Source organism: Brevundimonas sp. DC300-4, from assembly GCF_049897365.1.
In the GTDB taxonomy this organism is placed as follows: Bacteria; Pseudomonadota; Alphaproteobacteria; order Caulobacterales; family Caulobacteraceae; genus Brevundimonas.
Genome location: NZ_JAFCWC010000004.1, coordinates 301,586 through 321,477, shown reverse-complemented (window position 1 = coordinate 321,477; position 19,892 = coordinate 301,586). Strand labels below are relative to the sequence as shown.

20 protein-coding genes, 1 pseudogene and 2 other annotated features are annotated in these 19,892 nt (G+C 63.0%); of the genes and pseudogenes, 4 read left to right on the top strand and 17 right to left on the bottom strand.

All coding sequences use genetic code 11. The features are described 5' to 3' along the window. Positions 1 to 272 precede the first annotated feature (272 nt). The 3 genes from ACP7AZ_RS09440 (at position 273) to ACP7AZ_RS09430 (ending at position 2,419) form a co-directional block, all read left to right on the top strand. The gene (locus tag ACP7AZ_RS09440; protein WP_426038326.1) at positions 273 to 941 is read left to right on the top strand and encodes an IPTL-CTERM sorting domain-containing protein; all 669 of its coding nucleotides are present in this window, start codon (positions 273 to 275) and stop codon (positions 939 to 941) included. Positions 942 to 1,238: 297 nt separating this feature from the next. Beyond that, complete coding sequence (gene xrtH / locus ACP7AZ_RS09435; protein WP_426038324.1) at positions 1,239 to 1,781, top strand: exosortase H; 543 nt, start codon at positions 1,239 to 1,241, stop codon at positions 1,779 to 1,781. Next, positions 1,778 to 2,419 carry an exosortase H-associated membrane protein gene (locus tag ACP7AZ_RS09430; protein WP_426038322.1) on the top strand — a complete coding sequence of 214 codons (642 nt, stop codon included), beginning with the start codon at positions 1,778 to 1,780 and terminating at the stop codon, positions 2,417 to 2,419. The genes xrtH and ACP7AZ_RS09430 overlap by 4 nt, the downstream gene beginning before the upstream one ends. 158 nt (positions 2,420 to 2,577) lie before the next feature. Here the strand turns inward: ACP7AZ_RS09430 and ACP7AZ_RS09425 are convergent, their stop codons facing one another. The 16 genes and pseudogenes from ACP7AZ_RS09425 to ACP7AZ_RS09350 form a co-directional block, all read right to left on the bottom strand. Further along, positions 2,578 to 3,498: a hypothetical protein gene (locus ACP7AZ_RS09425; protein WP_426038320.1), complete on the bottom strand. Its 921-nt coding sequence runs from the start codon at positions 3,496 to 3,498 to the stop codon at positions 2,578 to 2,580. Between the two features lie 207 nt (positions 3,499 to 3,705). Beyond that, positions 3,706 to 4,368, bottom strand: coding sequence for a recombinase family protein (locus tag ACP7AZ_RS09420; protein WP_426038318.1), 663 nt, complete (start codon positions 4,366 to 4,368; stop codon positions 3,706 to 3,708). Between the two features lie 186 nt (positions 4,369 to 4,554). Continuing rightward, the gene (locus tag ACP7AZ_RS09415; protein ID WP_426038316.1) at positions 4,555 to 5,355 is read right to left on the bottom strand and encodes a DUF5677 domain-containing protein; all 801 of its coding nucleotides are present in this window, start codon (positions 5,353 to 5,355) and stop codon (positions 4,555 to 4,557) included. A 24-nt stretch (positions 5,356 to 5,379) separates the two neighbouring features. Then, positions 5,380 to 6,480 (bottom strand): MrcB family domain-containing protein, encoded by a 1,101-nt coding sequence (locus ACP7AZ_RS09410; protein WP_426038314.1) that lies wholly within the window; start codon positions 6,478 to 6,480, stop codon positions 5,380 to 5,382. Between the two features lie 199 nt (positions 6,481 to 6,679). Continuing rightward, positions 6,680 to 7,858, bottom strand: coding sequence for a hypothetical protein (locus tag ACP7AZ_RS09405; RefSeq protein WP_426038312.1), 1,179 nt, complete (start codon positions 7,856 to 7,858; stop codon positions 6,680 to 6,682). A 93-nt stretch (positions 7,859 to 7,951) separates the two neighbouring features. Further along, positions 7,952 to 9,484 (bottom strand): hypothetical protein, encoded by a 1,533-nt coding sequence (locus ACP7AZ_RS09400; RefSeq protein WP_426038476.1) that lies wholly within the window; start codon positions 9,482 to 9,484, stop codon positions 7,952 to 7,954. A gap of 12 nt (positions 9,485 to 9,496) precedes the next feature. After that, a pseudogene (locus ACP7AZ_RS09395) lies at positions 9,497 to 9,685 on the bottom strand (DUF6538 domain-containing protein); the annotation flags it as partial. Positions 9,686 to 10,037: 352 nt separating this feature from the next. Continuing rightward, complete coding sequence (locus tag ACP7AZ_RS09390; RefSeq protein WP_426038310.1) at positions 10,038 to 11,222, bottom strand: glycosyltransferase family 4 protein; 1,185 nt, start codon at positions 11,220 to 11,222, stop codon at positions 10,038 to 10,040. Positions 11,223 to 11,254: 32 nt separating this feature from the next. Next, entirely contained in the window at positions 11,255 to 11,962 is a 708-nt protein-coding gene (locus tag ACP7AZ_RS09385) for a hypothetical protein (RefSeq protein ID WP_426038308.1), read from the bottom strand. A 217-nt stretch (positions 11,963 to 12,179) separates the two neighbouring features. Further along, entirely contained in the window at positions 12,180 to 12,557 is a 378-nt protein-coding gene (locus ACP7AZ_RS09380; protein WP_426038306.1) for a TraR/DksA family transcriptional regulator, read from the bottom strand. Continuing rightward, positions 12,554 to 13,126, bottom strand: coding sequence for a hypothetical protein (locus ACP7AZ_RS09375; RefSeq protein WP_426038304.1), 573 nt, complete (start codon positions 13,124 to 13,126; stop codon positions 12,554 to 12,556). Before ACP7AZ_RS09375 ends, ACP7AZ_RS09380 begins: the two co-directional genes overlap by 4 nt. Beyond that, positions 13,123 to 13,344 (bottom strand): hypothetical protein, encoded by a 222-nt coding sequence (locus ACP7AZ_RS09370; RefSeq protein ID WP_426038302.1) that lies wholly within the window; start codon positions 13,342 to 13,344, stop codon positions 13,123 to 13,125. The genes ACP7AZ_RS09375 and ACP7AZ_RS09370 overlap by 4 nt, the downstream gene beginning before the upstream one ends. After that, positions 13,331 to 13,549, bottom strand: a complete 219-nt coding sequence (locus tag ACP7AZ_RS09365; RefSeq protein WP_426038300.1) for a hypothetical protein — start codon at positions 13,547 to 13,549, stop codon at positions 13,331 to 13,333. Before ACP7AZ_RS09365 ends, ACP7AZ_RS09370 begins: the two co-directional genes overlap by 14 nt. Positions 13,550 to 13,866: 317 nt before the next feature. Further along, positions 13,867 to 14,682 (bottom strand): hypothetical protein, encoded by an 816-nt coding sequence (locus tag ACP7AZ_RS09360; RefSeq protein ID WP_426038298.1) that lies wholly within the window; start codon positions 14,680 to 14,682, stop codon positions 13,867 to 13,869. Positions 14,683 to 14,818: 136 nt separating this feature from the next. Continuing rightward, entirely contained in the window at positions 14,819 to 15,670 is an 852-nt protein-coding gene (locus ACP7AZ_RS09355; RefSeq protein ID WP_426038296.1) for a universal stress protein, read from the bottom strand. Positions 15,671 to 15,730: 60 nt separating this feature from the next. Continuing rightward, entirely contained in the window at positions 15,731 to 17,233 is a 1,503-nt protein-coding gene (locus ACP7AZ_RS09350) for a SulP family inorganic anion transporter (RefSeq protein WP_426038294.1), read from the bottom strand. Between the two features lie 174 nt (positions 17,234 to 17,407). Here ACP7AZ_RS09350 and ACP7AZ_RS09345 point away from each other — a divergent pair, with 174 nt between their 5' ends. Continuing rightward, the gene (locus ACP7AZ_RS09345; RefSeq protein WP_426038292.1) at positions 17,408 to 17,659 is read left to right on the top strand and encodes a cold-shock protein; all 252 of its coding nucleotides are present in this window, start codon (positions 17,408 to 17,410) and stop codon (positions 17,657 to 17,659) included. A gap of 174 nt (positions 17,660 to 17,833) precedes the next feature. After that, positions 17,834 to 17,887 (bottom strand) — a sequence feature (sul1 is cis-regulatory element that is thought to sense ions involved in sulfur or methionine metabolism; They are found in Alphaproteobacteria). 51 nt (positions 17,888 to 17,938) lie between these two features. Here ACP7AZ_RS09345 and ACP7AZ_RS09340 read toward each other — a convergent pair. Beyond that, a complete protein-coding gene (locus ACP7AZ_RS09340) occupies positions 17,939 to 18,523 on the bottom strand; it encodes a hypothetical protein (protein ID WP_426038290.1) in 585 nt (194 codons plus the stop codon). Positions 18,524 to 18,693: 170 nt separating this feature from the next. Further along, positions 18,694 to 18,746 (bottom strand) — a sequence feature (sul1 is cis-regulatory element that is thought to sense ions involved in sulfur or methionine metabolism; They are found in Alphaproteobacteria). Positions 18,747 to 19,892 lie beyond the last annotated feature (1,146 nt).

The following is a 19,892-nucleotide window of genomic DNA, read 5'->3' as shown; positions in this document are numbered from 1 at the left end:
CCGCCCAAAAGGACGGCTGCTTTCCACCCTTTGGCGACCTCGGGAGGATCCGCTGCCAGGCGATGGACCGAATGTCCGCTTCCCGCTCGGCAGGCGATGACCGATCGCGACCCATCGGAGAGCCGTATAGGCTCTGCAGAAACACACAGATGACCGGGAGTGACCAATGACGAAGGGTGTGAACTTGCTCCTGAAGTAGGGTCACGCAGGCCCTCCGTTGAACTAGGGTTACGCGGGCCGAATCATCTAGGCCGTTTGCTTCCAGTGTGCGCATGACCAAGTTTCAGGCCTGTCTCTCCCGGACCGTTTTAGCCGTCGCAATGATCGCAATGGGAACGTCCGCAGTCGCTGAAACACTGTCGGGTTCCTGGCTTCGCTACGAACCCAATGGCACGGCGTATGTGAACAACAATCATATCAGCGGCGGCACCAGTGCTGCTGATCAGTTCCGGGCCGGCGTCGTGTTCAGTATCCCAACGGGACTCCCGGTGAGCGCCGCCGAGCTACGCTTGGCGTCTGCCAGCGTCGTTCCCTCCCCAAACACGCTGAACGTCTACCAGGTGACAACCGCGGGAACTGTCCTCCTAGCCGCTGGCGGTGGCTCGGCGACTTTTGTCGATCTGGCTGACGGCCCTCTGTACGGGACCACCAGCATCACCAATGGCTCCGTTATCACTGTGACGCTCACAGCAGACGCCATCGCAGCCATTAATGCGGCCCAAGGCGGAACCTTCGCAGTCGGCCTGATCCCCGTAAGTGCTCCGAACAGCTACGTCTTTGGCGGATCCAGTGGCTTAGATACCCCTCGAGAATTGGTGCTGACGCGCGGAGTAGCGCCAGCTCCAATTCCAACCCTGTCGGAGTGGGCCATGATTTTGCTCGGCATAGTCCTCGCCGGTGGCGCGGCGCTCTACATCCAGGGGCGCCGATTGGCAGTGTGAGGCTACAGCACCCAAACGGCTCCCCTGCAAACGGCGGAGCGGTCTCCATCTTCGCTCTCCACCCCTAAGCGTCACCCGGAACGTCCGCTTGCGGGCATGAGCTAAAAGCCAATCCCGTCTCTGCTGACGTCCACTACCTCCGATGATGGGTTCGCGATGCGTCAGGCGGTCATGTGCTGCGCTTTACCGGGTCGAACAAAAAGCTTCATCGGTGCGGCTGACTGGCGTGCCTTTCACATGACAGACTGGCAGTAGGCTCAAAAAGTCTCGTTCCCGATCATCGGAGAAACCCTGCCTGTGCTTAAATCCCCCGCCGTGCGTTACCTCGGTCTGTTCCTGCTGCTGACGGTCGCCCTGTTCAGCGTGCTTGCAACGCCGTGGGCCGAGCGGCTGTTCACGGCCCCGTTCACCCGGGGGCTGGTCGATGTTTGCGCGGCTTTGACCGGCATGGCGGATCACCGTGTGCGGGCAGCAGGCGACGTCCTGAGTTTTGCGGACGGGCGCGGGGCGGTTCAGGTTCTGGCGGGCTGTAACGCCGTGGAAGTTTGCGCCCTTCTGACCGCCGCGATCATTGCCTTCCCCGGCAAGCTCAAATACGGGCTGATCGGCGCAGCGGCCGGTGTGGCCGCGCTGCAGACCGTCAACCTGCTACGCATCATCAGCCTGCTGTATCTGTCGCGCGGGTCGCAGGAGGTGTTCGAGTTCTTCCATAACTACCTCTGGGACGCGCTGATCGGCCTGGAAGGCCTGCTTGTGTTCTTCTTCTGGACCCGGTGGCAGGCCAGGCAGACCGCCGCATCGCCCCCGACCGACGTGTCCGGCCCGGAGGCGACGGCATGAGCGCTTTCGCACGGTTTGCGGCCCGAACCCCGGAGGAAGCCGCGCGAAGGCGGTTCGGGCTTTGGGCCGGTCTGGGCCTGATCATACTGTTGCCCCTGTGGTGGGTCTGGGGGGCCGACATCGCCGCCGCCCTCCTGCGCCCCCTGACGAGCGGGGTCCTGTTCCTGACGGGCCTGACCGGGACGATCAATCCGACGGCAGAGGGCGACTGGTCGGTCGGCACGCGGCTGACCCAGGCCGGCCAGCCCCTGGCCTATATCGTCACCGATGACACCCTGCGTCGGCTGTTGCTGGGGTTTCCCCTGGCGCTGGCCTTCTTCCTCGCCCCGCCCCGGCCGGCCCGGCCGTGGGTCGTGGCGGGGATGTCCATTCTGGTGCTGAGCCTTGTCTTCACCCTGTCGATGGCGGCCGTGGTCTGGGGACAGCTGGCCCCCATGCTGAGCCCCGATCTGGCCAGCGCCACCATGGTCATCACCACCCGCCCCGACCAGCCACCGCTGCCCGCCCTGGCCGCCCAGGTCGCCATTGTCGGCCGCTATGTCGCCCTGTCCATCGCCCCCCTGCTGACCGCCCTCCTGTTGTGGGCCGTGCTGAACCCGGCGGGGCCGAAGACCTTGGTGGCAGAGATCACGGATTAGGCGCTGAAAATGGCGCAGATTGTGTCCTCCCATGACCTCCTCCGGCGGCCAGTCCAAAAGACTTGTCCAAGGGGCACACGACGTCTGGTATCCACCCGTGGCGGTCATTTGTCGTGGCCGCCTACCGGCATCCCGAATCGCCGAATAACGGGCTCCGATCAGGCCTGCCCGGCCTCCTTCACCACCATCCGACGGATGATGTGGAGATCGGTCAGCGAGGAGCGGACAACCTGCCGAACAGCTTTCCCAGCCTCAGCCGAAAGGCCATGGCGGGTTAGGCTGTAGCAGTCGGCCTCACTCCTAAGCCGGTCGAAATCTGGACCTCCGACCCAGCGGTCGAGGAGCTGACCTTCCTCCACGAACAATCCGTCTGCGACTGCGGCTTGGGCCTTACCGGGAGACAGCGAGGCCAAGGCGGGAGAGAGCCGGGCAAGCGATCTGGCGAACCTCCCGATGGCCCGACGTCCCAGCCGCTCGTGTTGGTCGAAAGTCTCTGCCGGGTAGCCGTCGATCAGCCTGCTCTCCGGCATAGGGTCGTGTCGTTCGGCGTCGTCCCTATGCAGACGGGCGGCCACGACGAACCCAAGGCTCATTTCGTCCAGAGGATGGAACAGGGCCGCTCTGGCGGCTCGGGCTGACGCCGGCTCCATTTGATCGATCAACATCTCCCCCGCGGCCATAACGCCACGCTGATCAGGCGGGCGAATGCGGTAGCCCTTCGGGACAATCCCCCGGAGCACGGACAGGGCGGCATAGGCCTCATACGGATCAGACCCGGCAAATCGGTCCAGCAGCTGGCCGGTGGTCATCCCTCCGAATAGCCGGAACATCTCAGGCTCGCCGGTGTCGGTGACAAAGGCCAGTTCGATGGCCGAGCGCGATTTTGTCGCCTCCGCCATCCGCCGGGTCAGGGCGATCAAGAGAGGTAGTTCGCCAACGGCTTTTCGGAAACCGGCCCGCTGGGCGGAAGTCGCCCAAAAGACCGCTTCGGGAGCACCGATGCCGACATCCTCGACCGCAATCGTCGAGACTGCCCGCCAGACATATCGAGGATCCAGCCGATGGAGGGCGAGCGCCATCCGGACTGCCCTGTCGGTCTGCCCCCGACGACAACTTTTCTGGAGGCTGCTGCGTATTCGCCAACGATGCTCCGGATCAACGTAGGCCGGTTGCGGCTCCAAGGTCGCCCAGCGGGTGGTCCAGGCGAAGGCTTCCTCTGCGAAGAGGTCGGGCGAAGGAGGAAACACGGCGGCTCCGAAGGTTGGGTCTGCCTTCGAGCGTGAGCGTCATGGCATGGCAGGGAAGGGGTCCGGGCCGGTTAATCGGCGGAGCACTCGGGAGACGGTGGCAGGATGCCAATGCCCTCCCTCGCGGGTCAGTTCACCACGCCGGTTCAGTCCGTCGGCAAGCTCCCTTGTCGTCTCGCACCCTCCGGCGCGAAGCTCGTTGATGGAGCCTCGGAAGCCTTCGGCGAAAAGCTGGGCCTCGCGGCGATGGTCGGCGGCGAGAACAGCGCCGTGCGCACCTAGGCGAACTCCCCGGGCCTTTGCTGCCGCAAGTGCCGCCTTCGTCCGGTCGCGGATCATTTGACGTTCGTGTTCGGCGAAGACGGCGAGGAGCTGGAGGGTCAGGCGGTTTGCCTCGGGTACGTCCGCTGCCCGGACATCGACCCCGGCTTCTAAAAGCTGGGCGATGAAGGCGAGCGACCGTGAGAGCCGGTCAAGCCGGGCAATCAGCAAGACGGCCTTCTTCCGCCGACACAGATCCAACGCGGCGGCGAGCTGGGGACGGTCTCGAACTGCGCCGCTCTCCACCTCGGTGAAAACGCCGATGATGGGTTCGCCGGTCCGCTCAGCGTACCGGTCGATGGCCTCCTGCTGGGCTTCAAGGCCCAGACCGGACGCCTGTTGTTTTCCGGTCGAGACGCGGGTGTAGGCGACGAGGGGCATGAGGCTGGAACAAGTTTATGTTGGTATGTACGTTCCAAGGCGTAGCGACTGTGTCGGGACAGGAAAGGTGAAGTTGATTGCACCGCCCCGGAATAATCCTCAGGGGCGCGTGTTCGCATACTGGCAGCCCAAGTCGTCCATTAGCTTGCGGTACTGGTCAGCTTTCACGAGCTGCATTTCATCGGGTCACTCGCTCGGAGCCGCCGTCTTCGGCCGTCGGAGTTCGTCCAAACGCTGAGTGACCTCTCCCATGCGCGCATTGTTGTCGGTATCGCCGACCATCTCTTGGAACGCGATACCGATGGCCATTCCGATTAAAACAAGGTCATCAGCGGCCTGTGCGATTTCAGGATCGCTCCCGCCGCCAACCAGATAGCCACCCCACGACTTACCATCTGCCGCCTTGTTCATATGGCGGCTGAGCGACTTACCAGACGGATGCGCCGCGTCGTTCGAAAGGACGCGGTAGTTCAAATACATTCCACTCAGAACACCAAGTTCAGCGAGTTCGTCGATGGAGATGTTTCGGGCTTTCCCGAAATCTTTGATCCGGTCTTCGAGGGCCTTAGTATCCGATCCCGCACCGGTTTTCAGGATAGCCTTAGCCTGGCCCTTTTTTGCCGCATCCATGTCAGCGATCATCATCGCTCTGACCTCTTTCGGCTTATCTTTCACCGCAGCGAGGACGAACGCGCATTCGAGAGCCGAACGCGTCAGCGTCTTCGCCTCAACGATCATCCCACGTTCTAGCATCAAGATTGCGCCTTGGAAGAAACCGTTGGCCCGATGCAGCACCAACAGCCCCAGCGGGTGCGGATCGAACGGCGAACCCTTGACAGTTTCGGAGGCCTTCGCGGCCGTTTGTTGCATGATCGCGGACGTGTCCTCCAAGAGCGAGAACCAGCCACTGTTCGCCTTCCGCATCGTAGGGATTTTGGATTGGTGCTCGTCGGAAAGAAAACCAGCGTCGAGAAACGTGGTGGTCATACGTCGGCCTTTCGTCGTGTGGCTCTAAACATGGGATGCGCGCGGGCGGATAACCCGGAATGCTACTGGGCGAAGTTCGCAGCTCGCGATGTTCCATCCGATTTCTCCAAAGCACTCGCCTCCCGCGGCCTCCGGAGGGGAGCCCAACTTTCTCACCAAGCGAATGTTTGACACCAGGGCCAGGCCGGTCGCCCCCGCCTCCTTCTGGTGCAGGTCGACCTCGTTTTTGGTCATGAAGAACTCATCACATGAGGCCCCCGTAGTGCCCTTCACTTCGATCTTGAACGTGTCGCCATTTTTGGTCGCCGCGAAATCGAACGGGGAGTTCTTGGACGTGTCCTTAACCGAGAACCCAAGCCCCTCCAGCCAATCCTGAGCGACCTTCATTGCCTGTAGTTCAATAGCTCTTCGCTCCGGCCCGGACAGGCCTAGACCCTGGCGCGCGGCGGAGTTCGCATTCGGGCGAGCCAATGCCTCCATCTCGATCTCGGCCGCTTCGGCGAGCGACAGATGGCTACCCACGGCCTGCGCCCGGTAAACCTCTCGCAGGTAGCTTGCTGCTTCAATCAATGCCTGCTCGACGTCTGCATTCGCTGTCGTCGTTGGGTGAAATCGCCGGGCTAGTGCGGTCGCCTTTTCGAAGGTCTTCGGCAGGGCCGCCTTGGCACCGAGTGTTATTGTGTCGGTGAACTGGCCAACTCCACCGAACCGCTGGTCGACCACCGAACGAGCCCATTGCGTCCGCTCTTGGAGTTCAGCATCTGGCAGCGCCCGTAGATCCCCGCCGTTCCACACCGTGGAGCCACAGCCGACTGTGATCCAAAATGCAGACCCGTCAGCTGAGAAATGGATGACGACGTAAAACCCATCGCGTGGGGTGGGCGACATGCGCCGGGAGAAGAACCGCACCCATGGTGCTTCTGTCTTTCTGCCGATGCCGTCTGACGCTTCGACGCCGAAGTCGTCGCCGTACTCTGCCAGCTCCGACGACAAGACGGCTGCCAGACCCCGAACCTCGCCGACCAAAGTCGAGCGGATGAGAGATCCCCGCGCCTGCATCGCAGGTGTGTTTGACGGTGAATATGCAGGCTGGAGCTGGCTGATCTGGCGCAGGGTTTCGATCATAAGACCTCCTCGGATGTTTCGACTTTGCTATCCAACCGCAGTGAAGTTAACCGCACCGTCTTGACGTCCTTCAGGACATTCGATTGCGCAAAACAACTCCCCCAACGATGCCTTGTCGTTAACCAGGATTTTAGTAAAATCGGTTTCTTATCAAGTGCATGGGCAGATATTGGACTGATAACCCCTCTGAACGATACGGCTAGGTCTGGCCGCCTTCGAAGAGGTCGAACTCAGCTGATGCAGCGATGCCTATCCAGTGGTCTAGACCGGATTGTTTTAGCCCAGACGGCCATCCCAGCCATGACTTCGCGGGCGTGATAAGCGCGCTTGGCGGATCTTTGTAGAGTTTACCCCAGGCGAGAGCCTGAATGATCGATAAGCCCAGCATTCGAGTTGCGATGGTGGCCGGGTAATGTCGGCGTAGGCCTACGTAAGCTTTCCAGAGCTGCAGGTCCGAGTTTGGCACTGCTGCGTCGATATAGGTCAGGCTCACGTCGTTCAGCGGGTTCCCGAATGAAGTTAACTTCAAGAGTGTCGGGCCATTGCCCTTCCACTTTTTGACGACCTCGCATCGGGTCACCTCCGCCGGGCCGAAGGGGGCTGGCTGTAAAACCGATGCCCGTTCCCTCACTCGGTCATATACCTTGACCAAGACCTCCCCGAGCGGGTTGTCGCTCCTCTTCACCTTCTTCGGAGTGCCGGCGGCGTCGTAGTTCTGCTTTGGCGGGGGTGCTGGCCGATGCAGAGATATGGTCTCCAGAACCCCATCGCGTCCTACGACGTAGGAAGATTTCCCGAGGGGCTCGATCTGAGGGAGCGTGTCAGCGACCTGCACCCCGATGAAATCAACTGCAGTGTCCAACCTCGTGATCTTGGCATCGGCGAGATATCGGGCAAGCCTGAATGTGTGGCTATAGCTCATGTCTCCGGCGAGTGCCTTGAAACCGGCCGGGCCGATCTTGCGGGGGTTCAGTTCGATACGTAACTTCCAAGGCTGCGGCTTTGCTCCGCCCTTCGGTTTGGTGAACTGAATGATAGCCACCGCGTCCCGGTCACCTGCCTGAAGGACGATTTCGTAGAAAAGCTTGTTGGTCTTATCGAAGCGGGTGGACACAATCTTCGTGAGCCCCCCGACCGTAGCCAACACCGAGCTCATCGTTGTGATGTACTCGATGAACTGAGCTTCATCCTTCGGCTGGGGCTGGAAGTGTTTCCATAGAAGGGGAGCTATCAGGGTCAGCTTGTCGGGCTGAGGATTGGAAATCCAGACCTTCCTCTCATCCGCCATCGTAAGCTGGATGGGGTATTCGGAGGTATCTGGCTCAGGGAAGGGGGGCTTATTAGAGGCTTCAGAGCCGACGGTGATTTTCACCGCCATTTGAGCGGACCTGAACTCACCGCCACGTCAGTACCTGCGGCCTCACCAGACGAGATCGTATCGTCGCGTTCTGCTCGATGTCAACGACCCAACTCAGCCATGTCTCGACTTAGCGTAGGTCCCGCCCAGAGCGTCGATAACGTTGAAGCCATATTCAAGCTTCATGACTGTCTGAAGCTTCCGCTCAAGCGGCTGAGCCTTTCCATATTTCGCGGTCTGGGTCCCTGATGAATGGCCGAGGAATGCACCGCTATCCTCGTCCGTGACGCCGTTGGCTCTCAGACAGTCGGTAACCGTGTGCCTCCAAACATGTTGGGAGCGGCCGGCTGAGTGAAGGCCGAACTTCTTGAGATAGTCGGTCCAAAACCTCGACGCCCCTGCGCTTTTGCGTCCCGCCGTACCAAGCCGGAACTCGCGAAGGAGACGATCCTTCGGGAACCGTTTGGCCCGGTCCTGAACAAACTCGCGCAATCCAAGCTCCAGCAGTCGGGGGTGGATCGGGACATCCCGCACGGACGCGGGATTTTTCAGGGTTTTCGTTTGCTCGTTGCTCGGACCCTCCAACCGAAACTTCCAGTGCGGCACCGGGTGGTCGAACACGAAATCCGATGGGTAAAGCTGGCAGAGTTCCCCTCCCCGTGCACCGCTATGCATTGCTAGGAGAAGATACCACCAATGTCCGTCGCGCAGTGTCCATGCGCCTGGCTCAGTCACCCGTTTTGCAGATTTAAAACCCGAGAATAGAGGCGTCTTTAGAAGCCGCTGAAGTTCGTCGGTGGTAAAGCTATTGGGGGACTGCACCACGACCGACTTGGGCGGATCCATAATGATACCCGCTGCGGGATCAGCGTCGATCAAGCCTTCCGAAAATGACCAGGCGAAAAGCCGCTGAACCGCGTTCCAATAGCGGATAGCCGTCTGGAACTTGATGTAGTCTTCGGGCCTCTCCGCGAGGCCATGACGGAAGGGGACCCGTCGTCCCCGGAGCCCAACGTTGCGGCGGGCCAGGTCGTCTCGGAACCGCCGGAGCATATCTTTCGATACGCCGCCCAGGAGGGCATCCTGACCCGCTTCCTCTTGTAGCCACCCGAAAACCCTCTCCAGTTCTGCGATCTGGTTTTCGGTGATTTTCTTCGCCCTCTTCCGGGCGACATACTCGTCGGCGGCCGACTTGATCGTCCGGCCTTGCCGCAGCTCTGGTGGCGACGGCCAAGTGCCCCTCGGTTCCTGTGTCAGCTGCGTGTGAAACAGCGGATCTCCCGGCTCGAATGGGTCTAGGGGGGAAGTGATTTGATGAGCGAAGAGCTCGCTCTCCGCGATGTCTGTTCGCACGGCGAGCCGCTGAAGCTGCGTCTGCTGGCTTACCGTTAGATGCTCAAACTTCAGCCCTATCAGGGCAGCCATCTTGATCGCGTGCTGGAGGACCTGACCATCGAACTGGTTACGTTGGAGCTGCTCCGCGAGCTCAATAGTCCGCTCCTCGTTGAGGTGAAGGCTGTAGGCAATGTCTCGGTCGAGGCGGTCGGGATCGTCGGAAAAACCCCTAGGCCGATCCATCTCAGAGGCCAGCTGAGAGAAATACAGGCGAGCAGCCTCCTCGAAGTCTGCAATCGTCGGCTCTGCCATTTGTCTTAGCGTATCCACAGTTCGTCGGAACCAATCTGTCGCCTTTAGACATTCCGCCTTGGCGGTCTCGGGCCACCTAGTGTGAAGCGAACGGCGGAACTCTGCCACGCCAAGTTTGCCGGCCAAATCCGAGGGGATGCGGAAGCGAACGAAGTACACCGCCCCCCGGCGACCGAGGTGTGCGGGACGACGCCCGGACATCACGAAGCCAATGTCGCACGGTTGTGGAGCAGTGGATGCCCACGGGGCCTGATGGCTATCGGCCAACCTTTGAAAGTGTTGAGTTTTCCGAGAAAATGGCGCGCCCGGAACGATTCGAACGTCCGACCCTCAGATTCGTAGTCTGGCGAAGGGTCCATTGTTTTCAATAGCTTACAAGATTGAAACTGTAACAACAGATGCTGGGCTACGTGTGCCGCTTATCGGGGTTACAGATCGCGCGGCGCAGCCTGACACCATGCCAGCTTGGTGCAGCAGCGGAAGTCGGCCGCTTGCCGGAAGGAGCCCCTGCCGGTTGGACGGCTTCTGCGCTCGGCTGGTTTGCCGGGTCGACTCAGAATCGCCGCCCTTGCTGCGTGGCCCGCCGATATGTCCGGAACGTCGCGCCAGCCATGGCCTCCAGTGAAAACCGACGACGTGCGCGACGGCGGGCAGTGTGCCCCACCCCTTCCAGTCGATCTGTCGTCCAGTCCGAAACCTCGATCAATCGGCTCGCCCAGGCGCCCACGTCACCCGGCTGAACGAGGAAACCTGTCCGACCGCACGACACCGTTTCACGCGCCGCGCCGTGGTCGGCGGCGAGCACCGGGCGGCCCATCAACTGGGCTTCAACGGCTGTGCGGCCGAAACTCTCGCGTCGGATCGAAGGTGTGACCACAAGGTCGGCAGCCAGGTAGGCGGCGGGCATGTCATCGACCTCGCCGACCAAACGCACCTGATCCTCCAGTCCCCGCTCGGCGATTGCCGCTTTGATCTCATCGCGATAGCCGTCGCGGCCCTGATGGTCGCCGGCGAGGACCAGAACCAGACCGTCGGCCCGTGCCTGGGCAAAGGCTTCGATCATCATCAACTGGCCTTTCCAGCGGGTCAGTCGCGCGGGCAGCAGGACCAGCCGACGGTTGTCGCCTCGCAGGCCCCATTGCGATAGAAGCCGGTGGACGCGCGCCGGGGCCACGGCTCCCCGGTCGAAGCGCGTGATGTCGATGCCCTCAGGCACGAGGCGCAGTCGCTCGGGCGGCACGCCGTGCTGCTCGCGGACGTGGTCCCGAGTGTATCGGCTGTTGGCCATGACCAGTTCGGCCCGGGTCATCAGGGCGTTGTAGGCCCGCTTCATCCGCGAGCGTGCGCTGTAGATGCCGTGGTAGGTCGAGACCACCGGCACACCGGTCTGGCGCGCCGCCCAAACCGCCGACCAGGCTGGGGCCCGGGACCGCACATGCACGAGGTCGATCCCGAGCGTCTGGATCAGCCCCTTGAGGCGGCGGCCGTTCGCCCAGATCGTCATCGGGTTCTTGGAGGCGACCGGCAGCCTGACAGCCTGCCCGCCGTGTGCTTCGAGGTCGCTTTCGAGGCGTCCGCCCTCGGTGGCGACATAGGACAGTCCGCCAGAGGCCATGATCGCGGCGCTGATGTCTACAGTGGCGCGTTCGACGCCTCCACCTTCGAGACGCGGCGTGACCTGAAGCACGCGGAAGCCAGGCGGCAGCGCATCGGGCTCCCGCTCGGCGTCTTGCGCCATGGGCGTCACACCAGAAGCAAGACCACGGACACTCACGATCGGTGGCCAGCGACGTAGATCGTGCACCGGGACGATGTGCCCGTCAGAGGGTTGTCGAACTCCACGACGTGCGCTTCTGGCTCATCGAACACGGACCGCAGCCGGGCGAGGAAGGTCGGGTCCGGCGCATCGTCGGACCACAGGGCGAACACGCCGCCGGGGGTCAGCGCCGCGTGCACCCTGCGCAGGCCATCTGTCCGATAGAAACGCGCATGAGCGGGATCGAGCAGACGATCCGGCGAGTGATCGATGTCCAGCAGGATCACGTCCCACGACGGCGTGTCGGGATCGAATCCCCCGTCGAACATCGCAAAGAAGTCGCCGTGGACGAGGTCGCAGCGGGGATCATCACCCAGGGACCGACCGATGGGCACCAGGCCCTCCCGATGCCAGTCGATCACCGCCTCCAGGGCATCGACGACGGCGACGGATGCCACCTTCGAGGATTCCAGCGCGGCGCGTGCGGTGTAGCCGAGGCCCAGGCCGCCGACGAGGACCCGCAGCGCCTCGCCCCCGGCCCGTCCAAGCCCGAGGGTCGTCAGAGCGATCTCACCCTCGGTAAACAGGCTCGACATCAGATGCTCATCGCCGAGGATGACCTCGAAGACGTCGCGATTGATGGCGGAGACCCACCGCCGACGCAGGGAGATCGGCCCCATGGCGGTCGGCCGATAGTCCAGTTCTTTAACGAGGCGTGACATGCTCATGTCTTTCGGGACTGAGGCTCGCCTGCGGGCGGGGCCTTGTCTGTGTTTGGCGTGGTCGTGACAACAGCCCGAAAGGCCGCGATGCGGCTGAGCCCCCCGGCGGGCGACAGCACAACCCGGTGCAACACGGGGTGGCGGCTGTCATAGGCGGGTTCAGCCTCGGATATTCCACTGTTCGCAGCGGGCCGGCGCTTCTGGTGGTCCATTTTGGTCATTCGGATGCACACTCGATGCACATAGCCAGGGTGGGATCGAGCTGAAGGCGGCGAAGGGCGATGGGCTCTCCACAGGCGCCGCAGTCGCCGTAGTCGCCGGTCGCCATGCGGCTCAGCGCCTGGCTGATCCTGCGGGCGTCGTGCTGGCGTCGCCCCTGCGATGCGAAGGCCATGGCCTGTTGCTGGATCGCGTCCATTCGTGACAGGCGGCCGACGCTATTCTGATCCAGTTCGACGGGACGACGGCTGTCCTCCGACAGAGCGTCGATCTGCTGAAGTTCCGCGAGGCGCTCCAGCAGTGTTTGCTTCAGGGCAACCTGATCTTCGGGCGACAGGGCCTCGGTGTCATTCGGCTTCCCCGGCGGCGAACTCACGACACCGCCTCCACGATCTCGGGACGCAGGCGGATCGCCAGCACCTCCGAACCTTCGATCGGCGACACGGTCGCGAAGGAGTCGACGACGTAACGCTGGCCCGCGCTCGATTTGCGCAGGCGGCCGAAGCGGAGATGGGCGTTCAGCTTGCGGCCCAGACGCCCGTATTGCTTCCAGACCTCGGCGGGATCGAGCCCGACGATCCGCCCGAGATCGTTCACCGTGGCAAGGGCTTCCGGTCGACGGCCGTGGGCGCGTAGCAGACGCACCATCAGCGCCGACTGTTCGTCGGGAATGGCGCGAAGGGCCTCGCGATACTCTTCCGGGCTGGGCCAGCCGTCCGGGTCTCGCGCGGCCTCGAACCGTTCGGTCCGTTGGTCCAGTCTCGCCCTCAAAGCCGCTACCGCTTCGTCCACGGTCTCTTCCACCGCCTCGTCGACCTTGAGAGTTCCGGCATAGGCGACAGCCTGACCGACAGCACCTCGGCTCGCGGCGACGATCCGGTAGTAGCCATGCGACAGGTCAGCCGTCCGGGCGGCGGGCCGTGGGCGCTGGCGGACGGCGGTCATGACCGCACCCGCGAACCGACCCGGCGACCCTGGTCGTCGAGGCCGAGGCGTCGCCTCGTCTGCGCCATGCGCTCAGACAGGTCTGCCACGGGCAGATCAGCCAGCATGGGCGCGATGCGGCAGGCGTCCTCGACGCTCGCGGTCGGCCGGACCCGCAGAACGTTCTCGATCAGCAGGCTGGCCGACGGCGGGCGCAGGTCGCGGTCACGCGAGCCCACGATCGGCTCCTTCCAGCAGGGCCTTCAGGTCGCGCGTGTCGAGCACTTCGGCCAGGGTGGCGTCGTCCATGGCGCGGACCGGGTTCTTCAACTCGGCCCGGACCTGATCGACCCGCCACAGCAGGTCTCTCAGCTTCAGAGCCAGTTGGGTCGCCTCGGACAACGGGCGGGTGGGCCCGGGTTCTGGGGTTCGGGGTTGGGTCATTAGACTCATCGCCTCTCCTCGCATGGCGGCGAACGCCGCAGATTGCGCGAGCGGGATCGACGGCGCCGGGGCGCCATTCGAACGGGAAGGTACTGATCCACTGGAAGACGACGCACCCAGAGGCGTGCTGGGCACGCCGATCGAGACCTCACCGATCGATCCGGTCAGAACCGGGTCGAGCGTGTTCGCTCGCAGGGTTGTCATTCCGTGTTCAGACCTCCCGGGATGTGGGGGGTCCGCTTGGCCCGACGGCGTCGGCCCATAACCCTGGGAGACTAGGCCTTGCTGCCGATGATGCCAAGGGCTTCGTCCGCCCATCAGGTTCGCCACCGCAGAACCGAAGGCTGAACGGGATTGATGAAAGTGTCTCTGGCCCCGACCGCCCGGGCCAGGGCCATCTTGCACTGGAAATACCAGGCGGAGGGCTGGTCGGGCTCGCCGACGAACAGCAGGGGCTGATGCTTACTGGCATGCGTGTCCAGCCGGCGAAGGATGCGGGCGTCCTGTTCCAGAAAGGCCCGGCCCAAGGCGGAAAGGGCCGGATACAACCACCGCAACGGTCGCACCGAACTGTAGATCACGTTGCGCAGAACCACGCGCCCGGGCGCGATCGGGGTGACGGTGGTGATGTTCAGAATGCGCAGTCGCCCGCCCCGGACCCGCTCGATACGCGTCGACGGCAGCCGGAACTCGATGGTGACCTTCCGGTCCGAGCCGACCAGCTCATAGGCCGGAGCCGAGGCGAAACCGTCTGCCGCAACCGCCGTGAAGCCGAAGGGGGACGGCGCATAGTGTTTGGTCTTGACCCGACGACGGGCCGAGGATCGCCACCACCAGGCGGTGTGGACCATGGGCACGTGGGCGGGGTCGACAAGCCCGAGGACGGTCTGGTCATAGTCCGCCTCGACCTCGATTTCCGACCAGGCGATCATCGGGCAGGCCGGCGTCCCCGCCTCGTCCTCGGTCAGCGGGGGCACCGCTGTGGCGGGATCGCCGAGGCGGCGGACCCACACCATGCCCAGCCGGGTCTCGATGGCCCAGCCCGGAGCGCCGTGCAGGCTGACAGCTCCCGAGCGACCTCGAACGAGAGAGAGTTCCTCCCCAAACAGCGAAACGGTCGCCTGTGCCCGCACCGCCTTCTCCCGGGCGACGGGATACCAGGCCTCCGGCGGCGGGCCGAATCTGGAGGCTTTTCCCCGCGATGGAGGCGAGCCCTCCGTCCTGTCGCGTGTCTGCGTCGGAATTCCGTCCAGCACTCCCGCCCTCCCCTCAGCGAAACAGCAGGACAGGCAGCAGTGCGATCCGGATCATGGCCGTCGTGGTGCTGCCCACGAAGAAGCGCCGGATCGGGGAGTGGCCATAGGCCCCCATGACCAGCAGGTCGATCTTCTCTTCGCGCGCGTAGTCGGTGATAACCGCCTCCGGCTCACCATGGCGCTGAAGCACCTGATGGGTTCCGCCTGCGCTGACCAGGCGCTCGCGGGCCCAGGCGAGATGCGCCGCGTCGTCGCCCTTCGGGTGACCCGCCATCACGACGTGGCATTCGAAGCGTGAGAAGGCGGGATCGGAGACCAGAAACTCGACAGCCTTGCGCGAACTGGCGCCCCCGTCAAAGGCGATCAGCAGCCGCTGAATTGGCTTGAACTCGCGCGATGCGATCAGGACCGGCAGCCTGGTCGCCCGGACCACCTGTTCGATACTGCCCCCCAGATGCGCCTTGGCGAAGTCTGACCGCTCGCCACGCTTGCCCAGCACCACCAGCCGGACGTCGTCTTCGAGTTCATGGACGTTGTCGACCAGACCCCCGTGGCGGAGCCGTGTCGTGACCGTGCCGATACCGGCGGTCTCGACACGCGACTTGGCGGCCTCGAGGATGGCGCGACCCCGTTCCATCCGCAGCTTGCCACGATGCTCGTCGAGCTTGGCAAGGTCCTCCAGCAGATGCTCCGAGGCCCCGAGCCCAATGCTTCCGGACAGGTCCTGGGGGACGGCGTCCGGGGCCCGGTCGAGGACATGCAGGAGTTTGACATCGCAGTTCAGGTTCTGCGCCGCCCAGGCCGCATGGTCACAGACGCTGGTGCCGTAGGTGGAGGCATCGATACAGGCGAGAACTTTGGTCATGAGGCAATCCTGAAGGCGATAGAGGGGCGACCGACGGGCCGGAGGGGATGCAGCCGCACGTCAGTGGGCCGTCAGGCTGTCGAGGGCGCCGGGCTTGTCGTGGATGGCGAACTTGTCGACCATGGTCAGGCTGGCCTCGTTCAGGCCGTCGACCTGAACCTCGGTGCCTTCGCGACGGAACTTCAGGATCACCTTGTCCAGGGCCGCGATGGCCGACACGTCCCAGAAATGGGCGTGGGACAGGTCGATCCGGACGTGGTCGATGGCTTCCTTGAAGTCGAAGGCGGCGACGAAACTGTCGGCCGAGGCGAAGAAAATCTGGCCCCGGATGTCATAGTCCCGCGATCGGCCATCCTCGGACGTCTTCGAGCTGATGGCGACGATCCGTGCCACCTTCTGGGCGAAGAAGATGCCCGACAGCAGCACGCCGGTGAACACGCCCTTGGCCAGGTCGTGGGTCGCCACGGTGACGACGACGGTCGCCAGCATGACGAAGCTGGAGCTCTTGGGATGTTCGACGAGGTTCTTGATCGAGCCCCAGTTGAAGGTGCCGATCGCGACCATGAACATCACTGCCACGAGGGCCGCCATCGGAATCTGCGACACCCACGGGCCGAGCACCAGGATCATGAACAGCAGGAAGACACCGGCCAGCAGGGTCGACAACCGCCCCCGCCCGCCAGACTTCACGTTGATCACCGACTGGCCGATCATGGCGCAGCCCGCCATACCGCCGAAGAAGCCCGAGGCGATGTTGGCGATGCCCTGGCCCTTGCACTCGCGGTTCTTGTCCGAAGGCGTGTCGGTCAGTTCATCGACGATCGTCGCGGTCATCAGCGACTCCAGCAGACCGACCATCATCAAGGTCACCGAATAGGGGAAGATGATCATCAGGGTCTCGAAGTTCAGCGGGATGTTCGGGATCAGGAACATCGGCAGGGTCGCCGGCAGTTGTCCCATGTCGCCGACGACACGGATGTCGAGGCCCATAGCCATGGACAGGGCGGTCAGCACTACGATCGCCACCAGCGGCGACGGGATGGCCTTGGTCAGGCGCGGCAGGATGTAGATGATCGCCAGACCGCCGGCGACCATGGCGTAGGTCTGCCAGCCAACGTTGGTGACCTCCGGCATCTGGGCCAGGAAGATCAGGATGGCGAGGGCGTTGACGAAGCCGGTCACGACCGACTTCGACACAAACCGCATCAGCGCGCCCAGCCGGATATAGCCGGCGATGATCTGCAGGATGCCGGTCAGCACCGTGGCGGCCAGCAGGTATTGGAGACCGTGCTCGCGCACCAGGGTGATCATCAGCAGGGCCATGGCCCCGGTCGCCGCCGAGATCATGCCCGGGCGACCGCCCGCGAAGGCGATGACGACACAGATCACGAAGGAGGCATACAGGCCGACCGCCGGGTCCACGCCCGCGATGATCGAGAAGGCGATCGCCTCGGGGATCAGGGCCAGGGCCACGACAATGCCGGCCAGGGCATCACCTCTGATGTTCCCGAGCCAGGTTTCCCGGATCATTCCGAAGTCCAGTTTCATGGCTGGTAGTTTCATTCATTTTCTTTCGTGCGCACTTGGGTGCTTTCACTGCACAACGGGCAGTAAGTTAAAGGCCTAGACTGGAGCTGCATTGATGGTGCATTCTCTTTTATTCTGGAAGTGGAGCGTTTATTGAGATTACATGATCATCATCACACCGAGAGGCGAGCTTTGCATTGGCGTGGCGGCATGAGTGCGCCGGCCGACCGCCCGCTCGGCGACGTCGCGGAAGACCCCATCACGGGCACGATCAAATTCGTGGACCCCAAGGGCCGGTTCGCGATGATCTCGCGAGACGACAAGCTGCCCAAGGTGTTCGTCCACCTCAGCGCCGTTCAGGAGGCTGGCCTGGACGGTCTGGTCAAAGGGCAGCGCCTCTCGTTTCGGCTGCGGCGACAACCGGACGGCCGAACGCAGGCGACCGACATCTCGGCGATATGACCCAGCATGATCTGCGGGATGATCAGGACGCGCCTCACACGACTCGATCGCGCATGGCGCCGGGTCACGGACGGACCCCGGGCGGGTAAGGGACATGGGGATAAGCCGGAGGGCGACGACTAGGTGTGCGGTTCGTCAACGCACCTGTGCTCTAGCCGCTCAGCTATCGCTTCATGTTTCCTGGGGGATGGGCGCCCAGGGTAGCCACCCGTGTGAAACGGGTCCGACGAACAGGGGCTCTCTTGGCCTAGATCGCTGCGGTGCACAAGGCCCGGCGGGTCACGCCCGACCAATCAGTCCCCCGCCTCGCCGCCTGCGGGTGGGCAGGACCGTGACCAGCGAGAAGGAGGCTGAGGCGTCTTGTCGCGCCTTGCTCGCGGCCTTCAGAGCGACCAGCAGGGTGGTCGCATAGGCCAGAAGTTCGAGGACTTCCTCGATCAGAAGCAGGTTCCACAACTCGGCCTCGGTCAAGGTCACCGTGCCGCCCCACTCCTCGATGGCTGCGGCGAGCCAGACCAGGGCGATCCCCAGCCCGAAGATTGGAACCATCAAGACGACGGCGCGGGCATGGGACCACACACCAACAGCCCGATCGCGGGCGGTCACGAAGATGAGCGGCACCATCAGAACCGCTGCGAGATGCCAGCGCGCAGCGTGGCTCTCCAGATAGGACTGCCAAACGCCGTTCGCCTCCGCGCTGTATTCCCTGAGAGCGGCAACCCCGAGGACCAGACTGAACACGGCGAAGGCAGGAGCGCCAGGCCGACCCGTCTTCAACGCCGCGAGCAGGAAGGCGCAAGACGCAGCGGCCAGCACGACGATCTGTGCGATCTCCAGCGGCCCGGATTCGCCGAGGTCCATCATCGGCCGCCCTCTGCGCAAAGGAGCCGATCAGCGGTGACGAAACTCAGGCATGCCAAACGCAAGGCGGAGCATGGCCCACGGGCCATCTCGGTCATCATCATTACGGGTCAGTGCATCCTAACCCCTGTCGCGATCCGTCATCGCTGCCGGCCAAGCCGAATGGGGTCGTGTCGTCTCCGGGGGTTAGGCGCCCGGTATAGCCACCCGGTCACCCGGGTCCGACGGAAGCCAAGAAATAGGACGAGATCGGATGCTTTTGCAAGAATCTGGTCTGGAGGACCGGGTCCGAAAGAGCGCCAGACTCGCGGCTTCAGATTTTCGTTTGCAATCTCAGGACATTAGCTGCAGGCGGCCTAACACGTTACAGAATGCCGCGATTGGCGAAGACCTTCCGCGTCACAGTAAGTATATGAATTCTATAGCAGAATGGCGCGCCCGGAACGATTCGAACGTCCGACCCTCAGATTCGTAGGCTGGCACGTTCTCGATCAATTTCAACGCGCTAGGCTCTGGTGAATGTAACGTCATATCCGGAGGTGTCGGTCCGAGGGTGAACGTTCCAAAGACGCGATCGCTGGCGCGATGTTTGCCGAGGTCTGCTTTGCGCCAGCACCGGTCATTCACTGAGCGCCGAAAACACGACATTCAGTCAGGCCACCTGAGCCTGGGAACGTCCGCTTTTCGGTCCCATGCCTCTGGCCGTTCCCGACCCTTAGCGGACATGGTGGGCATAGGCGCAAGAACCACGTCATGCCAACATCCACCCATGGCGAAACTGACCACTCTTGGCATTCCCGCAGCCGCACTATGCGTCCTGTTGACCGCATGTTCGCAGCCTCGCGGGTCAACACCTCAGTCACCTTTGACTGTGGCCGAGGCACGTTCACTGCCCACAGCCCGACTAGCCGCCAAGATTCTAGGTCCGTTCCTTGGCCAACGCATAATTGAGGTTGTGCGGTATGATCATGGTGAGACGGGGGGACCTCCTGAAAAGGTAGAGTTCTATTCCCAACCTGAAACGCCTTCGCCCCGACTGAACCGGATATGCAGCATAGATGTCATCACGGTCGAGTATGACTGGATGGACTTTGACAGGGTCAACGACACTGCGCCCCTACAGGTAAAGCGTGTCTCAGCCGAGAGCCGTTACAAGACCTTTGACGACCCGCTAGGAGAGCCGGGCACGGAGGCTTACCAAACCGCATCAGATGTCGCTTGTGCGAGAATGAACACTGCTACTGACGCATTCCGCGCTCCCAGTGCCGGTGACGCTCAATGGTTGGCAGCAGTTGAGAAGGCCTATCTGCAGGAGCCCCGACACCTCGCCCGTCTCCCTTTCAGTTGCGGGGATTTCGCTGACAACACCTGT

Excerpts from the sequence above, each read along its gene's own strand:
- ACP7AZ_RS09430 (WP_426038322.1), top strand. The coding sequence starts at position 1,778 with ATGAGCGCTTTCGCACGGTTTGCGGCCCGAACCCCGGAGGAAGCCGCG.
- ACP7AZ_RS09405 (WP_426038312.1), bottom strand. The coding sequence starts at position 7,858 with ATGGCGGTGAAAATCACCGTCGGCTCTGAAGCCTCTAATAAGCCCCCC.
- ACP7AZ_RS09340 (WP_426038290.1), bottom strand. The coding sequence starts at position 18,523 with ATGATGGACCTCGGCGAATCCGGGCCGCTGGAGATCGCACAGATCGTC.
- ACP7AZ_RS09355 (WP_426038296.1), bottom strand. The coding sequence starts at position 15,670 with ATGACCAAAGTTCTCGCCTGTATCGATGCCTCCACCTACGGCACCAGC.
- ACP7AZ_RS09415 (WP_426038316.1), bottom strand. The coding sequence starts at position 5,355 with ATGACCACCACGTTTCTCGACGCTGGTTTTCTTTCCGACGAGCACCAA.
- ACP7AZ_RS09440 (WP_426038326.1), top strand. The coding sequence starts at position 273 with ATGACCAAGTTTCAGGCCTGTCTCTCCCGGACCGTTTTAGCCGTCGCA.
- ACP7AZ_RS09425 (WP_426038320.1), bottom strand. The coding sequence starts at position 3,498 with ATGGCGCTCGCCCTCCATCGGCTGGATCCTCGATATGTCTGGCGGGCA.
- ACP7AZ_RS09350 (WP_426038294.1), bottom strand. The coding sequence starts at position 17,233 with ATGAAACTACCAGCCATGAAACTGGACTTCGGAATGATCCGGGAAACC.
- ACP7AZ_RS09410 (WP_426038314.1), bottom strand. The coding sequence starts at position 6,480 with ATGATCGAAACCCTGCGCCAGATCAGCCAGCTCCAGCCTGCATATTCA.
- ACP7AZ_RS09390 (WP_426038310.1), bottom strand. The coding sequence starts at position 11,222 with ATGGCGCAAGACGCCGAGCGGGAGCCCGATGCGCTGCCGCCTGGCTTC.
- ACP7AZ_RS09375 (WP_426038304.1), bottom strand. The coding sequence starts at position 13,126 with ATGACCGCCGTCCGCCAGCGCCCACGGCCCGCCGCCCGGACGGCTGAC.
- ACP7AZ_RS09420 (WP_426038318.1), bottom strand. The coding sequence starts at position 4,368 with ATGCCCCTCGTCGCCTACACCCGCGTCTCGACCGGAAAACAACAGGCG.
- ACP7AZ_RS09400 (WP_426038476.1), bottom strand. The coding sequence starts at position 9,484 with ATGGCAGAGCCGACGATTGCAGACTTCGAGGAGGCTGCTCGCCTGTAT.
- ACP7AZ_RS09345 (WP_426038292.1), top strand. The coding sequence starts at position 17,408 with ATGAGTGCGCCGGCCGACCGCCCGCTCGGCGACGTCGCGGAAGACCCC.
- ACP7AZ_RS09365 (WP_426038300.1), bottom strand. The coding sequence starts at position 13,549 with ATGACCCAACCCCGAACCCCAGAACCCGGGCCCACCCGCCCGTTGTCC.
- ACP7AZ_RS09385 (WP_426038308.1), bottom strand. The coding sequence starts at position 11,962 with ATGTCACGCCTCGTTAAAGAACTGGACTATCGGCCGACCGCCATGGGG.